Source organism: Labilibaculum manganireducens, from assembly GCF_002843385.1.
Taxonomy (GTDB): Bacteria; Bacteroidota; Bacteroidia; order Bacteroidales; family Marinifilaceae; genus Labilibaculum; species Labilibaculum manganireducens.
Genome location: NZ_MVDE01000015.1, coordinates 13259 through 34837, shown reverse-complemented (window position 1 = coordinate 34837; position 21579 = coordinate 13259). Strand labels below are relative to the sequence as shown.

Genomic DNA, 21579 nt, shown 5'->3' with positions numbered 1-21579 from the left:
TAGTAAAAAGAGCGGTTAAATTTAAATCGCTCTTTCTTTTTTTGTTAAAAGCGAAGCATTGATTATAAAATTTGCATATTTTTACATATTTTAAGGATCTAAACAGAAAAATTCAATTCATATTTTATGTTTGAGTATATTAAGGGAGTTATTGATGATCTCACACCCACCTCAGTAGTTATTGAAACTAGCGGAATAGGTTATTTTTTAAATATTTCATTGAATACATATTCGAAATTGTCGGGGCATAAGGAGGCACAATTGTATTTGCATCAGGTTGTTCGAGAGGATGCTCATATATTTTTCGGTTTTTTTGATGCTAATGAACGCGGTGTTTTCCGACATTTAATTTCGGTATCAGGAGTGGGAGCTAATACAGCACGAATGATGCTTTCATCTTTAACGCCTTCCGAAATTCAAACTGCTATTGTTACAAGTGATGTGAAAACGTTACAGGGAGTTAAAGGAATTGGAGCTAAATCGGCACAACGAATTATTATCGAATTAAAAGATAAACTTGGAAAAGATACTGATGTCTCTGACTTTTCTTTACCACAGAACAATACTACTAAAGAAGAAGCGTTATCTGCTTTAGTGATGTTAGGTTTTGCGAAGAATTCAGTAACTAAAGTTATCGATAAAATATTTACAGCAAATCTTGATGCAAGTGTAGAGGATTTGATTAAGCTGGCCTTGAAACAATTATAATTGAAGAACGTAATTGCTTTACTAACCTAAGGTAATCAACCATTGAAGAAACTTATTAAATATACTCTGACCTTATTAATAGTGTTGTTCTGTAGTGCTTTGGGAAGTAATTACAGCTTAAGTGCCCTTAATTCTAATCCTGAATTTGGCATTCAAACTGTGCAACAACAGGATACTGTCAAACGATCTATAAATGACTCAGGACGTGTAATCAATTTGAAATCACCATTTCATAAAGACAATCCTGATGCAAAGGACAATTCACTTCCTTACCCCTTTGATGATGTAAACGATAATCAAGAGTTTGGTTCTCAAAACCAATCTCCATTGTATCTTAAGGATCCAAAAAATATTCTGACATCTATTCAGTACGATGCTGTTACTGGGAATTATATTTTGGTGACGCGAATTGGAGATGTCGATTATCGTCGTCCGATTAGTATGACTGCAGAAGAGTACAAGCAATACGAAGCAGAAAAATCTCTTCGGGATTATTGGATGGAACGCAGCCGGAGTGATGGGACTTCAGGAAGTAATGAGTTAGTGCCGGATTTGAAATTAGGAGGGCAATTTGTTGATAAAATTTTTGGCAGTAATACAATTTCCATAAAACCGCAAGGATCAGCCGAGTTAACTTTTGGTATTAACACAACCAAGGTCGAAAACCCAACTCTTCCTGTAAATCTAAGAAAAACAACTAGTTTCGATTTTGATGAGAAGATTCAAATGAACGTGACTGGTACAGTTGGCGAGAAGTTGAAGATGGATGTGAATTACAATACCGAGGCCACTTTCGATTTCGAAAATCAAATGAGGCTGGAGTATTCCGGTGATGAAGATGAGATTATTAAGAAAATTGAAGCAGGTAATGTTTCCATGCCTATTTCAAATACCCTTATTACAGGGGGACAAAATTTATTTGGAGTTAAAGCCCAAATGCAATTTGGTAAGCTATCTGTAACTTCTATTTTTTCGCAGCAAAAAGGGGAGACCAGTGTTGTTGAGATGGAGAATGGAGCGCAAAAAAATGAGTTTGAGATTTCAGTAGATAAATATGAAGCCAACCGACATTTCTTTCTTTCCAAATATTTCTACGATCACTACGATCAATCTCTGCGAAATCTTCCTGTAATTAATTCAGGAGTTACAATCAATAAAGTTGAAGTTTGGGTGACTAATAAAACCTCTAATTTTCAGGATTCCCGTAACCTTGTGGCTTATGTTGATTTGGGCGAAGATGGTGCAAATATTTCCAATCCTTCAGAATTTTCGCAAACAGGAACGGGAACTTTGCCTAATAACGAGTTGAATGATTTGTATCAGAAAATGACAACCACTTATTCTGGTATAAGAGATATTAATCAGGTTACAAGTACATTATCCCCATTAGCTCCTGGTTTTGTTAGCGGAACAGATTACGAAAAAGTTGAAAATGCCCGCAAATTATCTGAATCGGAATATTCTGTGAACGAAAAATTGGGTTATATATCCTTAAATCAGGCATTAAACGCGGATGAGATTTTGGCTGTTTCGTATGAATATACCTACAGAGGACAGGTGTTTAGAGTTGGAGAATTTACCAGCGATGGAGTGAGTGCTCCTCAAACACTCATCATGAAATTGCTGAAAGGAACCAATCTTAGTCCCCAAATGCCAACATGGAAATTAATGATGAAAAACATCTATAACATTGGGGCTTTTCAGGTTAACCAAGAGGATTTCATATTAAATGTACTGTATCAAAACGATAATGCGGGGACGGCAGTAAATTATTTGCCGGAAGGGGACATTAAAAATAAAATTCTTCTTGAAGTCTTGAATGTAGATAATCTGAACTCACAATTGGATCCGGGTGCAGATGGAATGTTTGATTTTATTGATGGGATTACAATCTATTCTACAAATGGCCGAATCATATTCCCGGAAATTGAACCTTTTGGCAACTACCTTAGAAAAAAGATTAACAATGATGCAATTGCAGATCAATATGTGTTTGAGGAGCTTTATAATTTAACTCAAAATGATGCACAGCAAATTGCCGAGAAAAATAAATACAGTTTGAAAGGTAGTTATAAATCGTCAACAAGTTCAGAAATCTCTTTGAATGCTTTAAATGTGGAACCAGGTTCGGTTAGTGTTAAAGCTGGAGGAAGAGAACTAATAGAGAACATTGATTATACTGTTGATTATACATTGGGAAGGGTGAAAATAATCAATCAAAGTTTATTGGAATCAAGTACTCCAATTTCCATTTCTTCGGAGAATAATTCGCTGTTTAACATTCAGACCAAAACGTTGATTGGGGTTCAAATGGATTATCAGTTTAATGATGATTTCAATCTGGGTGCAACTATGATGCATCTTTCAGAGCAACCTCTTACACAAAAGGTTAATATTGGTGATGAACCAATTTCGAATACTATTTGGGGTCTGAATGGCAGCTATAGAACCGAATCGGAGTTCCTGACCCGCATGGTGGATAAAATTCCATTTATCGAAACAAAAGAACCTTCATCAATTGCTGTTGAAGGTGAATTTGCGCAATTGGTTCCAGGTCATAATAAAGCAATTGGTAGTTCGGGTACGGCCTATATCGATGATTTTGAGGGAACAGAGACTTCGATTGATATGAAAAGTTTGAGTTCATGGGTTTTGGCTAGTACTCCGCAAAATAATGAAGCTTTATTTAAGGAAGGAGATTTGAATAATGATTTAGCATATGGATATAACCGGGCAAAACTGGCTTGGTATGTAATTGATCCTTTATTTTTGCGCAATAGTTCTGCAACACCGGGGCACATTAAATCGGATAAGGATCAGCAATCAAATCACTTTGTCCGAGAGATATTTGAAGAAGAAATTTGGCCAAATAAAGAGAGAGCCTCCGGGGTTCCTACTAATATTTCGGTTCTGAATTTGGCCTACTACCCTGATGAAAAAGGGCCTTATAATTTTGATGTTGATGGACAAGCCGGGATTTCTCAGGGTATGAATCCTGATGGTACTCTTAAAGCTCCGGAATCGAGATGGGGTGGTATTATGCGTAAAATTGAAACCAACGATTTTGAAGCTGCAAATATTGCTTACGTTGAGTTTTGGATGATGGATCCATTTGTTTACGAGCCAAATCATAAAGGGGGAAATTTATATTTTAATCTTGGAAATATTTCCGAAGATATATTAAGAGATTCAAGAAAATCATTTGAGAATGGGTTGCCTGCGGATGAAAATATTACTTTGGTAGATAGTACTAAGTGGGGACGGGTTCCTTTGGTGCAATCACTCGTAAATGCTTTTGATAATAATACAAATGCAAGAAGATATCAGGATGTTGGATTGGATGGATTGAATTCCAAAGATGAGTTGAGTTTCTATAAGGAATACATTCAGGCAATAAGTATTTCGGCAAACCTCGGGACAGGTTCCGAGGCATATGTTTTGGCTCAGAATGATCCGTCAAATGATGATTATCATTATTTTAGAGGAGCAGATTACGATAGTGATGAGCTAAGTATTTTAGAACGTTATAAAAAGTATAATGGTCCGGAGGGGAATTCACCAACATCTGAGTTATCAGGAAGCGCATATCCTACATCCGCAACAACATTGCCTGATGTAGAAGATATTAACCATGATAATACTCTGAGTGAAACCGAAGCATATTATCAATGCAAAGTACATATGGCACCGGCAGATATGCAGATAGGTCAAAACTTTATTGTGGATAAAGTGACCAGTAATGTGGATTTAGCTAACGGAACGAATGGCTCGGTTGATTGGTATCAGTTTAAAATTCCGGTTGATGAATTCAAGGATACGTATGGTAATATTAGTGACTTTACGTCGATTCGTTTCATGAGAATGTTCTTAAGGGATTTTGAAGAAGATGTGGTTCTGCGTTTTGCCACCCTTGATTTGGTTCGTGATGATTGGCGAAGATATGATCAGTCTATTAACGAAAATGAAACGGATGATATCGTATCAGAAGCTGGTTTCGATATTACAGCAGTAAATATTGAGGAGAATGCAAGTAAAGAACCGGTAAACTATATTTTGCCTCCGGGAATTGATCGGGTTGTGGATCCAAGTAATCCTCAGTTAATTCAATTGAATGAGCAGGCTATATTGTTGAAAGTTACTGATTTGGAAGATGGAAAAGGGAAAGGGGCCTACAAAACCCTTAATATGGACATCAGAAAATATGGTAAGTTCAAGATGGATGTTCATGCTGAGGGGATTGAAGGTTATTCTGTGAGAGACGAAGAAGTGAGTGTATTTGTTCGTTTGGGATCAGATTATCAGGACAATTACTACGAATATGAAATTCCCATGCGGTTAACACCTGCTGGTCTTTATAACGGCGATATTGAAGAGGATCGTTTAGCAGTTTGGCCTGATGAAAATAGGTTTGATTTTAAGCTTCGTTTGTTTCAGACAATAAAGCAGTTAAGAAACGATGCCGTACGCGGTACTAATGCGAAATATTCCGACATATATGATTTAACAGTTGGTGATTTGTCTAATGATGCCGATCCGCAACATCAAAATCATATTGTAAGAATAAAAGGAAATCCAAATTTGGCAAACATTAGAACGGTTATGATTGGGGTGAAAAATCCCACCAATGATGCTGCCGGAATGGATGATCATCAACTAAAATCGGTAGAGGTCTGGCTGAATGAAATGCGATTGACGGATTTTGATGAAGATGGAGGTTGGGCTGCAAATCTGCGGGTAACAACAAAATTAGCTGATTTTGGTACAGTAACTTGGGCTGGAAGTAAAATTACATCTGGTTTTGGAGGGATAGAAGATGGTGTTAATGACCGATACAAAGATGATATATTTCAATATGATTTATCAGCCAGTTTTGAGTTAGGTAAATTCTTTCCAGAAAAATCGGGAGTTCGTATTCCATTGTATTACGCTATTTCTGAAGAAACAAAAAGTCCCGAGTACAATCCTTTAGATCCGGATATCCCACTGGATGTAGCACTTGAGAATGCGAATTCAAAAACAGAGCGGGACTCCATCAAAAAAATGTCTCAGGAATATACGAAAAGAAAGAGTTTTAATTTAACGAATGTTCGTATAGAAAAGGCGGAGGGAAAACCTAAATTGCTTGATGTTTCGAATTTATCTCTTACCTATTCCTACAACGAAACTTATTCAAGAGATGTGAATACGGTTCGTGATTTGGAAAAGAATTACAGAGGTGTATTGAGTTATAACTATAATAATGTGCCGAAAAATGTTCAGCCGTTTAAGAGGGTTAAAGCATTTCAAAATCCGATGTTCAGATTATTAAAGGATTTTAATTTTTACTATCTGCCGACACAACTTTCTTTCCGATCTGATTTGCAGCGCTATTACCGTGAAATTGAGAAAAGGCATATTCCTGAAATAGGAAGTGGAAACACAGAGCTCGCCACTATTAAAATTAAACCTACTTTCGATAAGGATTTTATATGGTATCGTTATTACGATTTAAAATACAACTTAACGAAAGGACTAAAGTTTGATTTTTCAGCGACAAATACATCTCGAATTGATGAACCGGAAGGAATTGTTGATAGAGATAGAGATCGTGAAACCTATAATATTTGGAAAGATTCCATTTGGAATAATTTAATGGATGGTGGGCGAAATATTCAGTACCATCATAATTTTAATCTTACTTATACGGTTCCAATAAATAAAATTCCATTGTTGAACTGGACATCCGTTACAGCACGGTATGCGGGGGCATATGATTGGAATGCCGGAGCAATAACTGCCGATACTATCGAGTTGGGAAATACCATTCGAAATTCCAATAATATACAGGTAAACGGGCAGCTAAACCTTGTTAATTTGTACAATAAAATTGGTTTGCTGAAAAGAATTAATCAAAAATACGGTTCGAACCGGAAATACAAAAAGAAAACAGAGAATTACAAGAAGGTTAATTATGAAGGTACTGTTGCTGAGTTGAAAGCTGGAATTCCTACCTCTATATACCATAAATTGTCAACCGAGGATATCTCCATTAAGGTTTACGATACTCAGGGAAAAGAAGTAAAGGTTAAGGTGAAATCTGTAACAGGTAACAGAGCTAAGATTACTTCAAGCGAGAATGTGAAAAATGTTCGGGTAAGAGTCAATGGCAAGCTTTCGGAGAGTGAAGGAGTTTTTGCCTTAATAGGGGAGAATTTTCTGAGAACAGTAATGAGTGTTCGTAATATTTCGGTTAATTATTCAGAGATTAACTCAACAACTTTACCTGGATATATGCCGCAAACAAATTATTTTGGTGGTGAGTCATATAACGGAACCAAGGCTCCTGGTTTTAACTTTTTGATTGGTAATCAGGATAATAATTTTGCCAGAAGTGCGGCCGAAAAAGGTTGGATTACAACCGATGAAGCTTTGAATGAACCATACGTAATGAGTCATACTCAAAATTTTACCATAAGAAGTACTGTTGAACCGGTAAAAGGATTGAAAATTGATTTAACGGCAAATCGTAATTATTCAAGAAACCGAAGCGAATACTATATTTACGATTCGGGGAATGATAATTTTACAGCCGAGAATCTTGTTAAATCGGGTAATTTCAGCATGAGTTTTTTAAGTTTGAAATCGGCCTTTTTTACAATAGGGAATACAGGAGATTACTCTTCGGCCTATTTCGATAAATTTTTAGATTTAAGAAAAGAAGAAAGTTTACGATTGGCAAAAGAGAGATATGGTGAAAATTATGAGGACAAAAAAATATTCACAGAGGTTGTTGTAGGAACAGAAACAACGAAAGTAGAGACGGATTACTATGAAGGTTACGGAGAAACATCTCAGGAAGTTTTAATTCCAGCTTTTCTTAAAGCATATGGCAATGGAGGAAAAGGGTATAATAGTTTGTTCCCGGCCATTTCCCGGATGAAACCAAATTGGAGAGTGACTTTCGAAGGCTTATCCAAACTTCCGTTAGTTAAGAGGTATTTCAAATCTATAAATTTGAGTCATTCATATAGTGCAACATATGATGTGGGTTCGTATAATACCAATTTAACTTACGAGGAAGGTGACGACGGATACAGTATTATTCAGGATATGGCGCATAATTTTCTACCTCTTTATGAAGCCAATTCAATTTCCATAAATGAGCAATTCAATCCCCTGATAAACGTTGATATGATTTGGAAGAATAATTTCTCGACGAGTTTTGAAATTAAGCGCACACGAAATTTGATTCTAAGTTTATCAAATACCCAGTTAACAGAAGTGGCTTCTAATGAAATGATTTTTGGTTTGGGATATCGATTTGATGATTTTGGTATGATAATAGGTTCGGGGTCTAAGCAAAAAAAATATAAGAGTGATCTTAATTTGAGGGGAGATCTATCAATTCGTAAGAACAATACCATCATTAGAAAAATTGTTGATGAAGTGGATCAGTTAACATCAGGACAGAAAGTAGTAACAGTTAAGTTTAGTGCTGACTATGTTTTGAGTAACAGATTTAATTTAAGACTGTATTACGACCGGATTGTAAATACTCCTTATGTTTCACTTTCATACCCAACTACAACTACTGAATTTGGTGCGAGTATTCGTTTTACTCTTGCGAATTAGAGGTTTTACTGTTATGCACTTATATTCTGATTTTGCAATGATTATTAATCATCAAATAGAATGAATAAGAATAAGTTCTAAAACATTCAATTACGTATGACGTGATATTTTATAATTAAAAAAAAAATGTAAATTTGGGCAGTAATTTAATACTCTTAATAAACAACATACTATCATGAATGTACCTGAAAATTTAAAGTATACCAAAGATCACGAATGGATTCGTGTTGAAGGAGAAGAAGCCTTTGTTGGTGTTACTGACTTTGCTCAAGGAGAGCTTGGAGATATCGTTTTTGTTGAAGTTGAAACCGAAGGCGATGAATTAGATAAAGAAGAAATATTCGGAACTATTGAGGCAGTTAAGACTGTTTCAGACATGTTTATGCCAATTGGGGGTGAAGTGTTAGAGTTCAATGAGAAATTGGAAGAGGCTCCGGATTTGATCAACTCTGATCCATATGGTGAAGGTTGGATTGTGAAAATTAAAATTGCTGATAGTTCAGAATTAGAAGAATTATTAACTGCAGAGCAATACAAAGAATTATTGTAGTTATTCAATATGTAATGAAACCCTCATACCAACCGTGTGAGGGTTTTTTTATGGATTAAAATCTTTAGTGTAAAAAAATAATTTTGGATTTATGCCTTTTGAATATTAGTAATTTTGAACGATATAGAGTATTAAATTGTAGCCCTTTATACTCTTAATTTGCAATTTAAAAAATCTGGAATACTGATTTAGGAATATCCTGACATTAAAACTAATTGCAAAGTAAAGACATAAAAAAAAGCAGGCTGAACAGCCTGCTTTTTACTATTTATAGAATTGTATTTTACAATTTCTTTTTCACCTCTATTTCTTCAAATGCTTCTACCATATCGCCAACTTTAATGTCGTTGTATTTGTCGATATTTAATCCACATTCGTAACCTTTCGCTACTTCTTTCACATCGTCTTTGAAACGTTTCAGAGAACCAAGTACTCCTGTGTAAACAACAATACCATCGCGAATTAATCGGATTCTAGAGTTACGGTTGATTTTTCCATCACGAACAAGACAACCTGCAATATTACCCACTTTGGTAATGTTAAATACCTCCACAACCTCAACAGTAGCAGTAATTTCTTCCTTAATTTCAGGAGAAAGCATACCTTCCATTGCTGATTTTAATTCATCAATTGCATCGTAGATAATCGAGTACAAACGGATATCAATTTCTTCCTTCTCAGCAAGTTTTCTTGCTCCAATAGAAGGTCTAACCTGGAATCCAACAATAATAGCATTAGAAGCTGTTGCAAGCAATACATCCGATTCGGAAATCTGACCAACTGCTTTGTGAATAACATTCACCTGAATTTCCTCAGTAGAAAGCTTGATTAATGAATCAGAAAGAGCTTCAATCGATCCATCCACATCACCTTTTACAATAACATTAAGCTCCTGGAAGTTTCCAATTGCAATACGACGGCCAATTTCATCAAGTGTAATGTGTTTCTGAGTACGAAGACCTTGCTCACGTTGCAATTGTTCACGTTTGTTAGCTATGGAACGCGCCTCTTTTTCACTTTCCATTACGTTGAAATTGTCACCAGCCTGCGGGGCTCCGTTCAAACCAAGAATTAAAGCTGGTTCTGAAGGACCAACCTTCTCTATTCTATTACCACGCTCATTGTACATTGCTTTTACGTGACCAGTGTAACTACCTGCCAATAGAACATCTCCAACTTTTAAGGTTCCTGCCTGTACTAATAATGTTGTAACATAACCTCTACCTTTATCTAATGATGATTCAATTACCGAACCAATAGCCCGTTTATTTGGATTTGCTTTAAGTTCCAGCATTTCTGCTTCTAAAAGAACTTTTTCCAGCAACTCTTCAATGTTAATACCATTTTTTGCTGAGATTTCCTGACACTGGTATTTACCACCCCAGTCCTCAACTAAATAGTTCATATTTGCTAATTCTCCTTTAATTCTTTCAGGGTCAGCACCAGGCTTATCAATCTTGTTAATTGCAAATACAATAGGAACTCCCGCTGCACTTGCGTGATTAATTGCCTCAATTGTTTGTGGCATTACGTTGTCGTCAGCCGCGATTATAATAATTGCAATATCAGTTACCTGAGCACCACGTGCACGCATCGCGGTAAATGCCTCGTGACCTGGAGTATCAAGGAAAGAAACTCTTCTTCCATCATCAAGCTTCACATTGTAAGCTCCTATGTGCTGCGTAATTCCCCCAGCTTCACCTGCAATTACATTCGCGTGACGAACGTAATCAAGTAGGGAGGTTTTACCATGATCAACGTGTCCCATAACAGTAACAATTGGAGCACGGGATAATAAATCTGCTTCTTCGTCAACTTCTTCTTCAATTGATTCCTGAAGTTCAACACTTACAAATTCAGCTTTAAAGTTAAATTCATCAGCAACAATGGCAATAGTTTCTGCATCTAATCGTTGATTGATAGACACAAATAAACCTAATCCCATACAAGTTGCAATAATATTGGTAACAGGAACGGCCATCATCGTTGCCAACTCATTAACTGTAACAAATTCAGTAAGCTTTAAAATATTTTTTTCAGCTTCAATTTGTTCTGCAATTTTTTCTCTTTTTGCACTTTCGCTGTCACGTTTATCTCTACGGTGTCTTGATCCTTTCGATTTACCTCCTTTTGAGGTTAAACGGGCAAGAGTATCTTTAATCTGCTTTTGTACATCTTCTTCGCTAACCTCTTTTTTAACGACTCTTTTCTTCTTCAGTTTATTGAACTTAGCAGCACCAGCGCCTGTCCCTTTAAGTCTTACCTCAGTAGTTCCTGGTTTTCCTGGCTTTCCTTGTCCGGGATTAGCTAAATTTACTTTTTCAGTATCTTTTTTAATTCTTTTACGCTTCTTACGCTGATTGGCAGATACTTTATCTTTATTCCCCGCACTTGGCTTTTTCTCAACTGGAAGTTCAATCTTTCCAACTACAGTAGGACCAGCTAGTCTTTGGGTAGAAGATTTAAAAATTTCTTCTTTTCCTGAGCCTGAATTTTCCTGAGCCTGAGGTTTTGAAGCAGGAGCTTTCTGTTTTTCCCTTCTTTCAACTTCTTTTTCAGCCTTGGTTTTTTTGGTTGGTCTGGTTTTTTGATTTAATGCAGATAAATCAATCATGCCAACCACTTTAAGCTCATCTTTTTTCTCCTCTTTAGGAGCTCGGGCTTTTTCCTCTTTTTTCGGGGTTTCCATTTTAACAGTTTGGTCATCAGAAACTGAATTTTTAGCAGGTTCAGATGTTTGTTCAGTAAGTTCTACTTTTGGAGGTGTAACTATTTTAACCACAGGTGTCTCTGTAGTCACATCCGCCTTAGGAGCTTCCTTCTTGGGAGCTTCAGACTGAACTGGCTTAATAGTTTTTTCTACCTTATCCGGATTCGTTTTTGCAACGACTTCCTGTTTTGTTTCCTGTGGTCGTTTTGCTTTAGGTTTTAATGCATCTAAATCAATTTTACCAACTATTTTAACAGGTTCCTTTTTAGCAATTACTTCTTCTGTTTTTTCAACAGATTTTTCTTTACTACGAGTTTCAGGCTCTGAATCTTCAGAAATTTTTTCAATTGAAACTGTTTCTTTTCTTTCGCGGGTACTTTTCAGATTTACCTTTTCAGATTCCTTTTTCAGATTTAAGTCAGAGCTATACTCTTTAGCGAGGATATTATAAGCCTCTTCTGAAACTTTGGTATTTGGATTGGAATCAATCGGAATGCCTTTTTTGTTCAGAAATTCAACAATTGTTGAAGTACCAACGTTTAGTTCTCTTGCTAATTTACTAAGTCTTATATTTTTATCGACTTTCACCATATTTAAAAGTTAACTGTTAAAATGTCCCGTTTCAAAAATTTACATCATGATTCTGAAGAATTTAATTATCGAACTCGGATTTAAGAATATTCAAAATCTCATTAATGGTCTCTATTTCAAGATCAGTTCTTTTTTCTAACTCCTCAGGAGATAAATCAAGAACGCTTCTCGCTGTATCACAACCAATTTTCTTTAACTCATCAATTATCCAGGCATCAATTTCATCCGTAAATTCTGATAAGTTTACATCTTCTTCAACTTCCTCCTCAGACTTCTCACGATATACATCAATTTCATATCCTGATAACTGACTTGCCAGTTTGATGTTTAAACCACCTTTACCAATAGCTAAGGAAACCTCTTCAGGATCCAGATAAACTTCAGCACGCTTGGTTTCTTCGTTAAGTTTTACTGAGGAAACTTTCGCTGGGTTAAGAGCTCTTGTGATAAATAGCTGAGTGTTGGTTGTGTAGTTAATCACATCGATGTTTTCGTTACGTAATTCACGAACAATACCATGTATTCTCGATCCTTTCATACCTACACATGCTCCAACAGGATCAATTCTTTCATCGTATGATTCAACTGCAACCTTAGCTCTTTCACCTGGAATTCGAACAATATTTTTAATAGTGATTAAACCATCAAATATTTCCGGTACTTCCAGTTCAAATAATCTCTCAAGGAAAACAGGAGAAGTTCTTGAAACAACAATAAGAGGACTGTTATTTTTTACCTCAACACGAACAACTACCGCTCTAACTGTTTCTCCTTTGCGGAAATAGTCAGAAGGGATTTGTTCTGTTTTCGGCAGAATTAATTCATTTTCTTCATCATCCAGAATAAGAATTTCTTTTTTCCAGATTTGATAAACTTCACCGGTAACAATTTCGCCAACCCGGTCTTTGTATAAGTTAAAGATATTGTCTTTCTCCAATTCTAAAATTCTCGCAGAAAGATTCTGACGTAAAGTTAAAATCGAACGTCGGCCAAAATCCATAAATTTCACTTCGTCAGTAACTTCTTCACCAACTTCGTAATCATCATCTATCTTTTTCGCTTCAGAAAGTGAGATCTGTAGGTTTTCATCTTCTACTTGTCCGTCTTCTACAATTTCTCTATTTCTCCAGATCTCTAAGTCACCTTTGTCTGGATTAATAATGATATCATAGTTTTCGTCGGTGCCATAATTTTTCAATAGAAGATTTCTGAAAACATCTTCTAACACGCTCATCATTGTAGCGCGGTCGATGCTTTTCAACTCCTTAAATTCTGAAAAAGTCTCAATAAGGTTCATGTATTCAGCTGTTTACCTGTTAAAAAGTAATAATATCTTTTGTTGATTTAATTTGATCTAAAGTGAAGGAGTAATTTTTCACAACAAGTTGCTTCTTCTTTTTTCCTTCAACCTTTTCCATTTCTTCAACTTCAATTTCTATTTCATTATCACCAACGGTGATCAGTTTTCCTGAGAATTTAATCCCCTCAGTTGTCAATACCTCAACATCTTTATTTATGTATTTGCGGTATTGTTTAAAAACCTGAAAGGGTTGACCGATTCCAGCTGAAGCAACTTGTAATTCAAAGTCTTCAACTTCACGATCAAAATGCCCTTCGATAGCTTTGCTTAGTTCGATACAAGTAATGATCGGTACTCCGTTATAGCTATCAATTACAACTGAAATGGCATTTCCAGATGAAACACTTACATCAACCAGAAACAGGTCGGTGTCAGCAATTTCATTTTCAATAATTTCAGTTATAGTTTTCTTATCAATCATATATCGGTTAATATCAATAAAATAGGGGACTTTTTGTCCCCTAAAGCTCACAATTTGTTTACTTTTCGATGCAAAATTAGAGATAAATGTTCTAAAAAACAAATGACATCCCTCTAAATTATTGTATTCTAATCGCTAATGAAAAATTATTCTCTTGAAAATGAGTTTTTTTAATGAAATTTGATCTCTTCCTTTGTTCAATTGAATGATTTTAACCCATTTGAACGATTTTACTTTATTTCAAGAAAGATATTTTTATTCACAAGCCAATTTTAATTGGGGTTTGAATAGTACTAAGATAGGCTTTTTTCGCTACTTTTTATACATTTGTTACCAGCCTATGATACAAAAGCGTATGAGTTTAAATACTGGGAGTAAGAAAAAAATAGTAAATGATCCGGTTCACGGATTTATTCATATCCCATCCGGGATATCGTACGATTTGGTTGAGCATTCTTTTTTTCAGCGTTTGAGAAGAATAAAACAGCTGGGGCTCTCCTACCTTGTTTTTCCGGGAACTTTTCATAACAGATTTCAGCACGCATTGGGTGCCACTCATTTAATGAGTCTTGCAATAGAAACCATTCGATCGAAAGGGCACGTAATTACCCAGGAAGAGGAGGAAGGAGTATATGCGGCAATATTACTTCACGATATTGGACATGGGCCGTTTTCTCATGCATTAGAGTATAGTATTGTTGATGGCATAACTCACGAACAGATTTCTGAATTATTTATGAAACGTTTAAATCATCAATTTAGGGGTGAGTTGGATGTGGCCGTAAAAATATTCCGGAATGAATATCCAAAGCGTTTTTTGAATCAGTTGGTGTCGAGTCAGTTGGATATGGATCGTTTGGATTATTTACGGCGCGATAGTTTTTTTGCCGGTGTTACCGAAGGGGTGGTTGGATCGGCACGGATCATTAAAATGCTGGATGTTCGTAATGATCAGTTGGTAGTGGAGGCTAAAGGTATTTATTCAATTGAAAAATTTCTGATCGCCCGGCGTTTGATGTATTGGCAGGTGTATTTGCACAAAACAGTTATTGCTGCAGAAGAGATGTTGGTTCATATTTTGAAGAGAGCTAAATACCTTGCCGAAAAGGGAGATGAATTGTTTGCGACTCCGTCCTTAACCTACTTTTTGTATAACAAAGTAGGTAAGATGGAGTTTGAAAATCCGAATGTTGTTTGTAATGGTCGAAATGCCTTGGAGATGTTTGCCGACCTTGATGATGACGATATCATGGTTAGCATTAAGGTTTGGGCTGACCACAGCGATAAAGTTCTTTCTTATTTGTGTAAATGCATACGCGATCGGCAATTGTTTAAAATTGAGATTCAAAAAACGACCTTCACTAAAGAATATATTGATCAAGTGAAAAAACGGGTGGGGCGTTATTTTGGATGTTCAGATCATGCCCTCGAATTTATGGTGATTTCAAATTCGATCAGCAATAATGCATATAGCTCGGATGATGATCAAATAAATATTTTATATAAGGATGACACGCAGTGCGATATAGGAGAGGCTTCGGATATGCTGGATGCTTCTGTCTTGTCTAAAACAGTAAAAAAATATTACCTCTGTTATCCTAAAATTTAAGAGTCATTTGTGTGATTTACCAGCTCTTAAGAAATGATTTCAACTTCATTTTCAAGAATACTTTTTCTATAGATAAAGCAGGCAATAGGAGAAAAAATTTCATGCGCATGAAATAATTATTAGATTTGCAGAAATTTTTTTCTTATAAATCAGCTATATTGGATGATTTGTGCTTGGTGTTTGTATTGTGAATACCGGATATAATGAATCATTTTTTTGATCTGATAAAAAATAGAACGAATGGAATTTACAGCAGAAGATATTGCAGAGTTTCTTAACGGAGAGGTAGATGGGAACGCTAAGGTTAAAGTTACCAATGTTTCCAGAATTGAAGAAGGGAAGCCTGGAACTCTTTCATTTTTGGCAAATCCTAAATACGAGCACTATATATACTCTACACAGTCATCAATTGTTTTGGTAAACAAGGATTTTGAGACTGAAAAGGAGATTGAGACAACACTTATTCGTGTCGATGATGCTTATCAGGCATTGGCTCAGTTGTTGGAAATGTATGAGCAAAGCAAACCTCAGAAAACAGGAATTGAAGAGCCTTCTTTCGTGAGCAAGTCATCGAAATTGGGTGAGAAGATTTATATTGGTGCCTTTGCATATATAGGTAGTAATGTCCAGATTGGAAATAATGTAAAAATTTATCCTCACTGCTATGTGGGCGATAATGTGACTATTGGCGACAATACCATATTAAACTCAGGAGTTAAAATTTACGAAGGATGTAAGATTGGTGCTGAATGCATTTTTCACTCCGGCGTTGTAATTGGCGGTGATGGATTTGGTTTTGCCCCTTCATCGGCAAACGACTACAAAAAAGTTCCTCAGGTAGGTAATGTGCTTATTGAAGATCATGTTGAGATTGGTGCAAATACATGTGTTGATCGTGCTACTATGGGATCAACAATCATCCGTAAAGGAGTGAAGCTGGATAACCTGATTCAGGTTGCTCACAATGTAGAAATAGATGAAAATACAGTGATTGCCTCTCAAACCGGTATTGCGGGAAGCGCAAAGATTGGTAAAAATTGTATGATAGGTGGCCAGGTGGGAATCGTAGGTCATTTATCGATTGCAGATGAAGTGAAAATTGCTGCTCAATCTGGTATTGGCCGTACGGTTAAGAAAGAAGGAACTGTATTGCAAGGTTCACCGGCTTTCGATTTTGGGCCTTATCAAAAATCATATGTTCTGTTTAAGAATTTGCCAAAAATGAGAGAGCAAATTATTGAACTGGAAAAGGAAATAAAAAGATTAAAGGAAGAGTAAAGGAAAGTTTTACTTTCAATTAGTTAACCTGGGATTTAAAAATATTGATGTCAAGTTATGGCAGATAAACAAAGAACATTAGCAAAAGAATTTACTCTTACAGGAAAAGGACTTCATACAGGACTGGAAGTCTCTATAAAGTTTCTGCCTGCATCCGAAAATCACGGATATCAATTTAAACGGGTAGATTTAGAAGGTCAGCCTGTTATAGAAGCAAGTGCCGAGTATGTTGGTGATACTTCGAGAGGAACTGTATTGGAAAAAGGAGAATGCAAAGTTCAAACCATTGAGCATGCATTATCAGCTTTGTACGGATTAGGCATTGATAATTGCCTGATTGAGATGAATTCTACTGAGCCTCCAATTTTAGATGGGAGTGCGAAATTTTATGTAGAAGGAATTGAAAATGCCGGTATTGCAGAGCAGGATGCAATTCGTGAGTATTACGTGCCAAAAGAGAAGATAACTTATAGGGATGAAGCACGTGGTTCTGAAATTACGATTCTGCCTGACGATGAATATAGTGTGGACACAATGATTTCATTCAACTCTAAAGTGTTGAGAAATCAGTATGCCCGCTTAAGTTCATTAAAAGATTATAAAGAGGAAATCTCGATGTGCCGTACGTTTGTATTTGTACGGGAACTGGAATTTCTGTTAAACCACAATTTAGTTAAGGGCGGAGATTTGGATAATGCCATTGTTATAATGGACCAAATGATGGAACAGAAAGAGTTAGATCGTATTGCTGATTTATTCGACCATCAGTATGTTGAGGTAAAGGAAGGAATTTTAAGTAATTTAGAACTTTATTTCGATAACGAGTGTGCACGTCACAAACTATTGGATGTGATTGGCGACCTTGCTCTCTGCGGAAAGTTTATTAAGGGAAGGGTTATTGCAACCTGTCCTGGTCACGGACCGAACACCGAAATGGCGAAATTATTAATCAAACGAATTAAGAAAGAAATGGGAAAAGATTCAGTTCCGGCTTATGATCCAAACAAAGAGCCTGTATTAGACATTAATGGCGTAATGGGTTTGTTGCCTCACCGTCCTCCATTCTTGTTGGTTGACAAAATTATTGATATTCAGGATGACAGTATTGTGGGGGTGAAGAATGTGTCTATGAACGAGCCGTTTTTTGTTGGCCATTTTCCGGGAGAACCGGTAATGCCAGGTGTTCTTATGGTGGAGGCTATGGCTCAATGTGGAGGTATTTTAGTACTTAACCAGGTCGAAGATCCTGAAAACTATTCTACTTATTTCCTGACTCAAAACAATATCAAGTTTAGAAAAAAGGTGGTTCCAGGTGATACTTTAATTTTTAAATTGTCATTTTTATCTCCTATTCGTAGGGGAATTGCTAACATGCGCGGTTTAGCTTTTGTTGGTGATACTATTGTTGCCGAAGGTGAGTTTATGGCTCAAATCGCAAAGAAAAAATAATTAATTAGTAACTACTGCTACGCAACAACTTCTTGAAACGGGAGTTTTGCATAAAACGAAATATAAAAAAAATGAAGCAACCGTTAGCATATGTACATCCTGAGGCTAAGATCGCTGATAATGTAGTGATTGAGCCCTTTGTTACTATTGACAAAAATGTTGTAATTGAAGAAGGAACCCGTATTGGCTCGAATGCCACAATCATGGAGGGAACCCATATTGGTAAAAATTGTGTGGTATTTCCGGGAGCCGTTATTGGTGCTGTTCCGCAGGATTTAAAATTTCGTGGCGAAAAAACAACTGTTGAAATTGGCGACAACACCACCATTCGTGAGTGTGTTACCATTAACAGAGGGACTGTAGCCAAAGGGAAAACCATCATTGGAAGCAACTGTTTGTTGATGGCCTATGTGCATGTAGCGCACGATTGTATTATTGGTAATAATTGTATCATTGGTAATGCAACTCAAATTGCCGGTGAGGTAATTATCGATGATTTCGCTATTCTTAGCGGACTGGTTGCTGTTCATCAGTTCGTTCACATTGGTTCACACGTAATGATTTCAGGTGGATCTTTGGTTCGTAAAGATGTTCCTCCCTTCGTAAAAGCTGGTCGCGAACCGGTTTCCTACATTGGTGTGAATTCAATTGGTTTGCGTCGTCGTGAATTCGGGAATGAAAAAATCCGTGAAATTCAGGATGTGTACCGTTACCTGTACCAAAAAGGAATGAATAACTTTAATGCACTGGAAGCTATCGAGGCCGAGATGCCTGCTTCTCCTGAGCGTGATGACATTATCTTATTTGTAAAGAATTCGAAACGTGGAATTATGAGAGGATATTTTCCTGAGTAATCCCGATAGATTTATCTGGCGGAATTATATCATTTTTATTCTGAGTAATCCCGATAGATATTAGATATAAAAAAGTGAGACTTTCAGTGGAGAGTCTCACTTTTTTGTTTTTAAATGGTTGTAGTGGTGATTAATATTAAATGATATTGTTAACTTAAGTGCAATTTAGCGCCACAAAGTGGCAATTTATTTCAGCCCAAAGCAATGCTTTGGGTCGATAAAGATATATTAATTAAACGCCCTGAAAGGGCAGATTTATATTTTATGGCACAATCATGATCCAAACTGTTTGTTCACATTATTTTTCATGTGAAGAATAATACTACTAAAATAAGCAAGGAAAACCGAGCAGAATTGTATGCATATATTGGTGCCATTATAAAGGATAACGATTCAATTCCGATAATAATTAATGGAGTCGAAGATCATGTACATATATTGTGTATAATGTCCAAGAATATTGCACTTGCAAAGTTGGTTGAAGAGATCAAGAGGCATAGTAGTCGTTGGATCAAGACAAAGGGATCAAACTATTCAAAATTTGCCTGGCAAGGAGGTTATATTGGCTTTTCTGTTAGTTCTTCTGTGCACGATAAAACGAAACAGTATATTGAAAATCAGGAAGAACATCACCGGAAACTGATATTTAGAGATGAATATCTTCTATTTTTAAAAGAGTATGGAATTGAATATAATGAAGAATATTTGTGGAGAGATTAATAGTGAGTACTGATATAATATACCTAATTGGGATCTATATATGTTTAAAGGAGTTTTGAGTGTTAAGTAGGTATAAATTGCCCTTTCAGGGCGTTTTCCTGCTGCTGTAAAAATACCCGGGGAAGTATCCCCGGGCTTAATTTAATTGGGCTTTCAGCCCGAATATTTAAAGCTTTTACTCTTCTTTAATTGGATTCCAGCCCTGAGCCTGCAATTCAATTTCCACACCATCGCGCGTCACCAAATATTTTCCTTTCGAGATATCGGTGATGTGACCAATTATTTTCACATCCTCTATTTTTTCAATCGCATCGAATTGATCCAAAGGAACAGTAAACAGCAGCTCGTAATCTTCACCGCCGTTTAACGAAAAAGTACTGTAGTTCATGTTCAACTCCTCGGCCATTTTGTGTGTTTCGTAGTCAACAGGAATTTTTTCTTCGTAAATCTGGCAGCCAACTTTCGATTCCTCGCAGATGTGCATAATATCCGATGACAATCCGTCCGAAATATCAATCATCGAACTAGGAACAATCTTTGCTTCCTGCAAACGTTCATAAATGTCTTTTCGGGCTTCAGGCTTCAACTGACGCTCTAAGATGTAATCATGCCCCGTTAAGTCAGGTTGCATGGCTGGATTGCTTTCGTAAACACGTTTTTCGCGCTCCAACAGCTGTAATCCGGCAAAGGCCGCCCCTAAATTTCCGCTTACGCAGATTAAATCATTCTCTTTTGCTCCGCTGCGGTAAGCCAGTTGCTCAGCATCAGCTTCGCCAATTGCAGTTACCGAAATGCACAATCCGGTTAAAGAGGATGTGGTATCGCCACCCACCAAATCGACATTGTAATTTTCGCAGGCCAAATTGATTCCTTCGTAAAGCTCCTCGATAGCTTCCAGGGTGAATCGTTTCGAGATGGCAATAGAAACAGTCACCTGCTTTGGCAGGGCATTCATGGCATAAATATCCGAAACATTCACGGCAATACATTTGTAGCCTAAATGTTTAAGTGGCGTGTACATTAAATCGAAATGGATGCCTTCCAGCAATAAATCGGTGGTAACTACGGTTTTTTTATTCTGATAATCCAAAACAGCAGCGTCGTCGCCCACACCCACATTGGTGCTTGCGTGTTTTAGTTTTATATTTTTGGTAAGGTGTTTAATCAATCCGAATTCGCCCAATGTGGCAATATCGGTTCCTTTAGCATTGTTTTCCTGCATAGTCTCCTTAATTATTGATATTTGCCTGCAAAGATAGCTAAAAATTGGAAATAGAATTGAGTGGAGATGGGAGGGGTTTTAAGATTCTGTCAGGTATTGAGAGTGTTAACAATAATTTTTTAGGTTCCAAGTTAAAACTTTTAGGCTCAATTGTGGTGCGAACCACGATTCCTGTCAAACTTTTTGACCGGAAGTGTGTCTCGATACTCGATTTTCGAGGGTGGAACCACACTTCGTGTTAAAATTTTTAATCGTAACCGTATCTCGATACTCGATTTTCGTGCCTCGATACTCGATTGAACCTAAAAAAGGCAGTATGTGCAAGGGTGGGGCAAAAAGAAAAGAGGCGGTCCAAAAAGGAAGAATTCGAATCGGCTTGTCATGTTGAGCGAAGTTGAAACATCTGTCGTCTCCCAATGCAGCAGATTCTTTGACAAGCTCAGAATGACAATTAAAGCGGAACTTTTGTTTGATTCCGCTTTTTTAAATTCAAATA

General features: G+C 36.6%; 12 protein-coding genes. 8 read left to right on the top strand and 4 right to left on the bottom strand.

Annotation, left to right across the window (positions count from 1 at the left end; translation table 11 throughout):
* Positions 1-126: 126 nt before the first annotated feature.
* The 3 genes from ruvA (at position 127) to gcvH (ending at position 8869) form a co-directional block, all read left to right on the top strand.
* Positions 127-708, top strand: coding sequence for a Holliday junction branch migration protein RuvA (gene ruvA / locus BZG01_RS11120; protein ID WP_101309914.1), 582 nt, complete (start codon positions 127-129; stop codon positions 706-708).
* Between the two features lie 42 nt (positions 709-750).
* Entirely contained in the window at positions 751-8319 is a 7569-nt protein-coding gene (gene sov, locus BZG01_RS11115; RefSeq protein WP_101309913.1) for a T9SS outer membrane translocon Sov/SprA, read from the top strand.
* 175 nt (positions 8320-8494) lie between these two features.
* Complete coding sequence (gcvH, locus tag BZG01_RS11110; protein ID WP_101309912.1) at positions 8495-8869, top strand: glycine cleavage system protein GcvH; 375 nt, start codon at positions 8495-8497, stop codon at positions 8867-8869.
* 283 nt (positions 8870-9152) lie between these two features.
* On the opposite strand, the gene infB is transcribed toward gcvH, so the two are convergent.
* The 3 genes from infB to rimP form a co-directional block, all read right to left on the bottom strand.
* Positions 9153-12170, bottom strand: coding sequence for a translation initiation factor IF-2 (infB, locus tag BZG01_RS11105; protein WP_101309911.1), 3018 nt, complete (start codon positions 12168-12170; stop codon positions 9153-9155).
* A gap of 61 nt (positions 12171-12231) precedes the next feature.
* On the bottom strand, positions 12232-13467 hold the full coding sequence (gene nusA, locus BZG01_RS11100) for a transcription termination factor NusA (protein WP_101309910.1): 1236 nt from the start codon (positions 13465-13467) through the stop codon (positions 12232-12234).
* A gap of 19 nt (positions 13468-13486) precedes the next feature.
* Positions 13487-13951 (bottom strand): ribosome assembly cofactor RimP, encoded by a 465-nt coding sequence (gene rimP, locus BZG01_RS11095; RefSeq protein WP_101309909.1) that lies wholly within the window; start codon positions 13949-13951, stop codon positions 13487-13489.
* 355 nt (positions 13952-14306) lie between these two features.
* Between rimP and BZG01_RS11090 the strand changes: the two genes are divergently transcribed.
* From BZG01_RS11090 to BZG01_RS11070, 5 genes are all read left to right on the top strand, one after another.
* Positions 14307-15560 carry an HD domain-containing protein gene (locus BZG01_RS11090; protein ID WP_101309980.1) on the top strand — a complete coding sequence of 418 codons (1254 nt, stop codon included), beginning with the start codon at positions 14307-14309 and terminating at the stop codon, positions 15558-15560.
* A gap of 240 nt (positions 15561-15800) precedes the next feature.
* Complete coding sequence (lpxD, locus tag BZG01_RS11085; RefSeq protein ID WP_101309908.1) at positions 15801-16838, top strand: UDP-3-O-(3-hydroxymyristoyl)glucosamine N-acyltransferase; 1038 nt, start codon at positions 15801-15803, stop codon at positions 16836-16838.
* Between the two features lie 57 nt (positions 16839-16895).
* Positions 16896-18287, top strand: coding sequence for a bifunctional UDP-3-O-[3-hydroxymyristoyl] N-acetylglucosamine deacetylase/3-hydroxyacyl-ACP dehydratase (locus BZG01_RS11080; RefSeq protein ID WP_101309907.1), 1392 nt, complete (start codon positions 16896-16898; stop codon positions 18285-18287).
* Between the two features lie 71 nt (positions 18288-18358).
* On the top strand, positions 18359-19141 hold the full coding sequence (gene lpxA / locus BZG01_RS11075; RefSeq protein ID WP_101309906.1) for an acyl-ACP--UDP-N-acetylglucosamine O-acyltransferase: 783 nt from the start codon (positions 18359-18361) through the stop codon (positions 19139-19141).
* Between the two features lie 285 nt (positions 19142-19426).
* The gene (locus BZG01_RS11070) at positions 19427-19861 is read left to right on the top strand and encodes a transposase (RefSeq protein ID WP_342747039.1); all 435 of its coding nucleotides are present in this window, start codon (positions 19427-19429) and stop codon (positions 19859-19861) included.
* 175 nt (positions 19862-20036) lie between these two features.
* On the opposite strand, the gene thiL is transcribed toward BZG01_RS11070, so the two are convergent.
* Positions 20037-21083: a thiamine-phosphate kinase gene (thiL, locus tag BZG01_RS11065; RefSeq protein WP_101309905.1), complete on the bottom strand. Its 1047-nt coding sequence runs from the start codon at positions 21081-21083 to the stop codon at positions 20037-20039.
* Between the last annotated feature and the right edge of the window lie 496 nt (positions 21084-21579).

What these genes read in the sequence shown, in the direction of transcription:
- ruvA (WP_101309914.1), top strand. Translation starts at nt 127, where the DNA reads ATGTTTGAGTATATTAAGGGAGTTATTGATGATCTCACACCCACCTCA.
- gcvH (WP_101309912.1), top strand. Translation starts at nt 8,495, where the DNA reads ATGAATGTACCTGAAAATTTAAAGTATACCAAAGATCACGAATGGATT.
- infB (WP_101309911.1), bottom strand. Translation starts at nt 12,170, where the DNA reads ATGGTGAAAGTCGATAAAAATATAAGACTTAGTAAATTAGCAAGAGAA.
- nusA (WP_101309910.1), bottom strand. Translation starts at nt 13,467, where the DNA reads ATGAACCTTATTGAGACTTTTTCAGAATTTAAGGAGTTGAAAAGCATC.
- rimP (WP_101309909.1), bottom strand. Translation starts at nt 13,951, where the DNA reads ATGATTGATAAGAAAACTATAACTGAAATTATTGAAAATGAAATTGCT.
- BZG01_RS11090 (WP_101309980.1), top strand. Translation starts at nt 14,307, where the DNA reads ATGAGTTTAAATACTGGGAGTAAGAAAAAAATAGTAAATGATCCGGTT.
- lpxD (WP_101309908.1), top strand. Translation starts at nt 15,801, where the DNA reads ATGGAATTTACAGCAGAAGATATTGCAGAGTTTCTTAACGGAGAGGTA.
- BZG01_RS11080 (WP_101309907.1), top strand. Translation starts at nt 16,896, where the DNA reads ATGGCAGATAAACAAAGAACATTAGCAAAAGAATTTACTCTTACAGGA.
- lpxA (WP_101309906.1), top strand. Translation starts at nt 18,359, where the DNA reads ATGAAGCAACCGTTAGCATATGTACATCCTGAGGCTAAGATCGCTGAT.
- thiL (WP_101309905.1), bottom strand. Translation starts at nt 21,083, where the DNA reads ATGCAGGAAAACAATGCTAAAGGAACCGATATTGCCACATTGGGCGAA.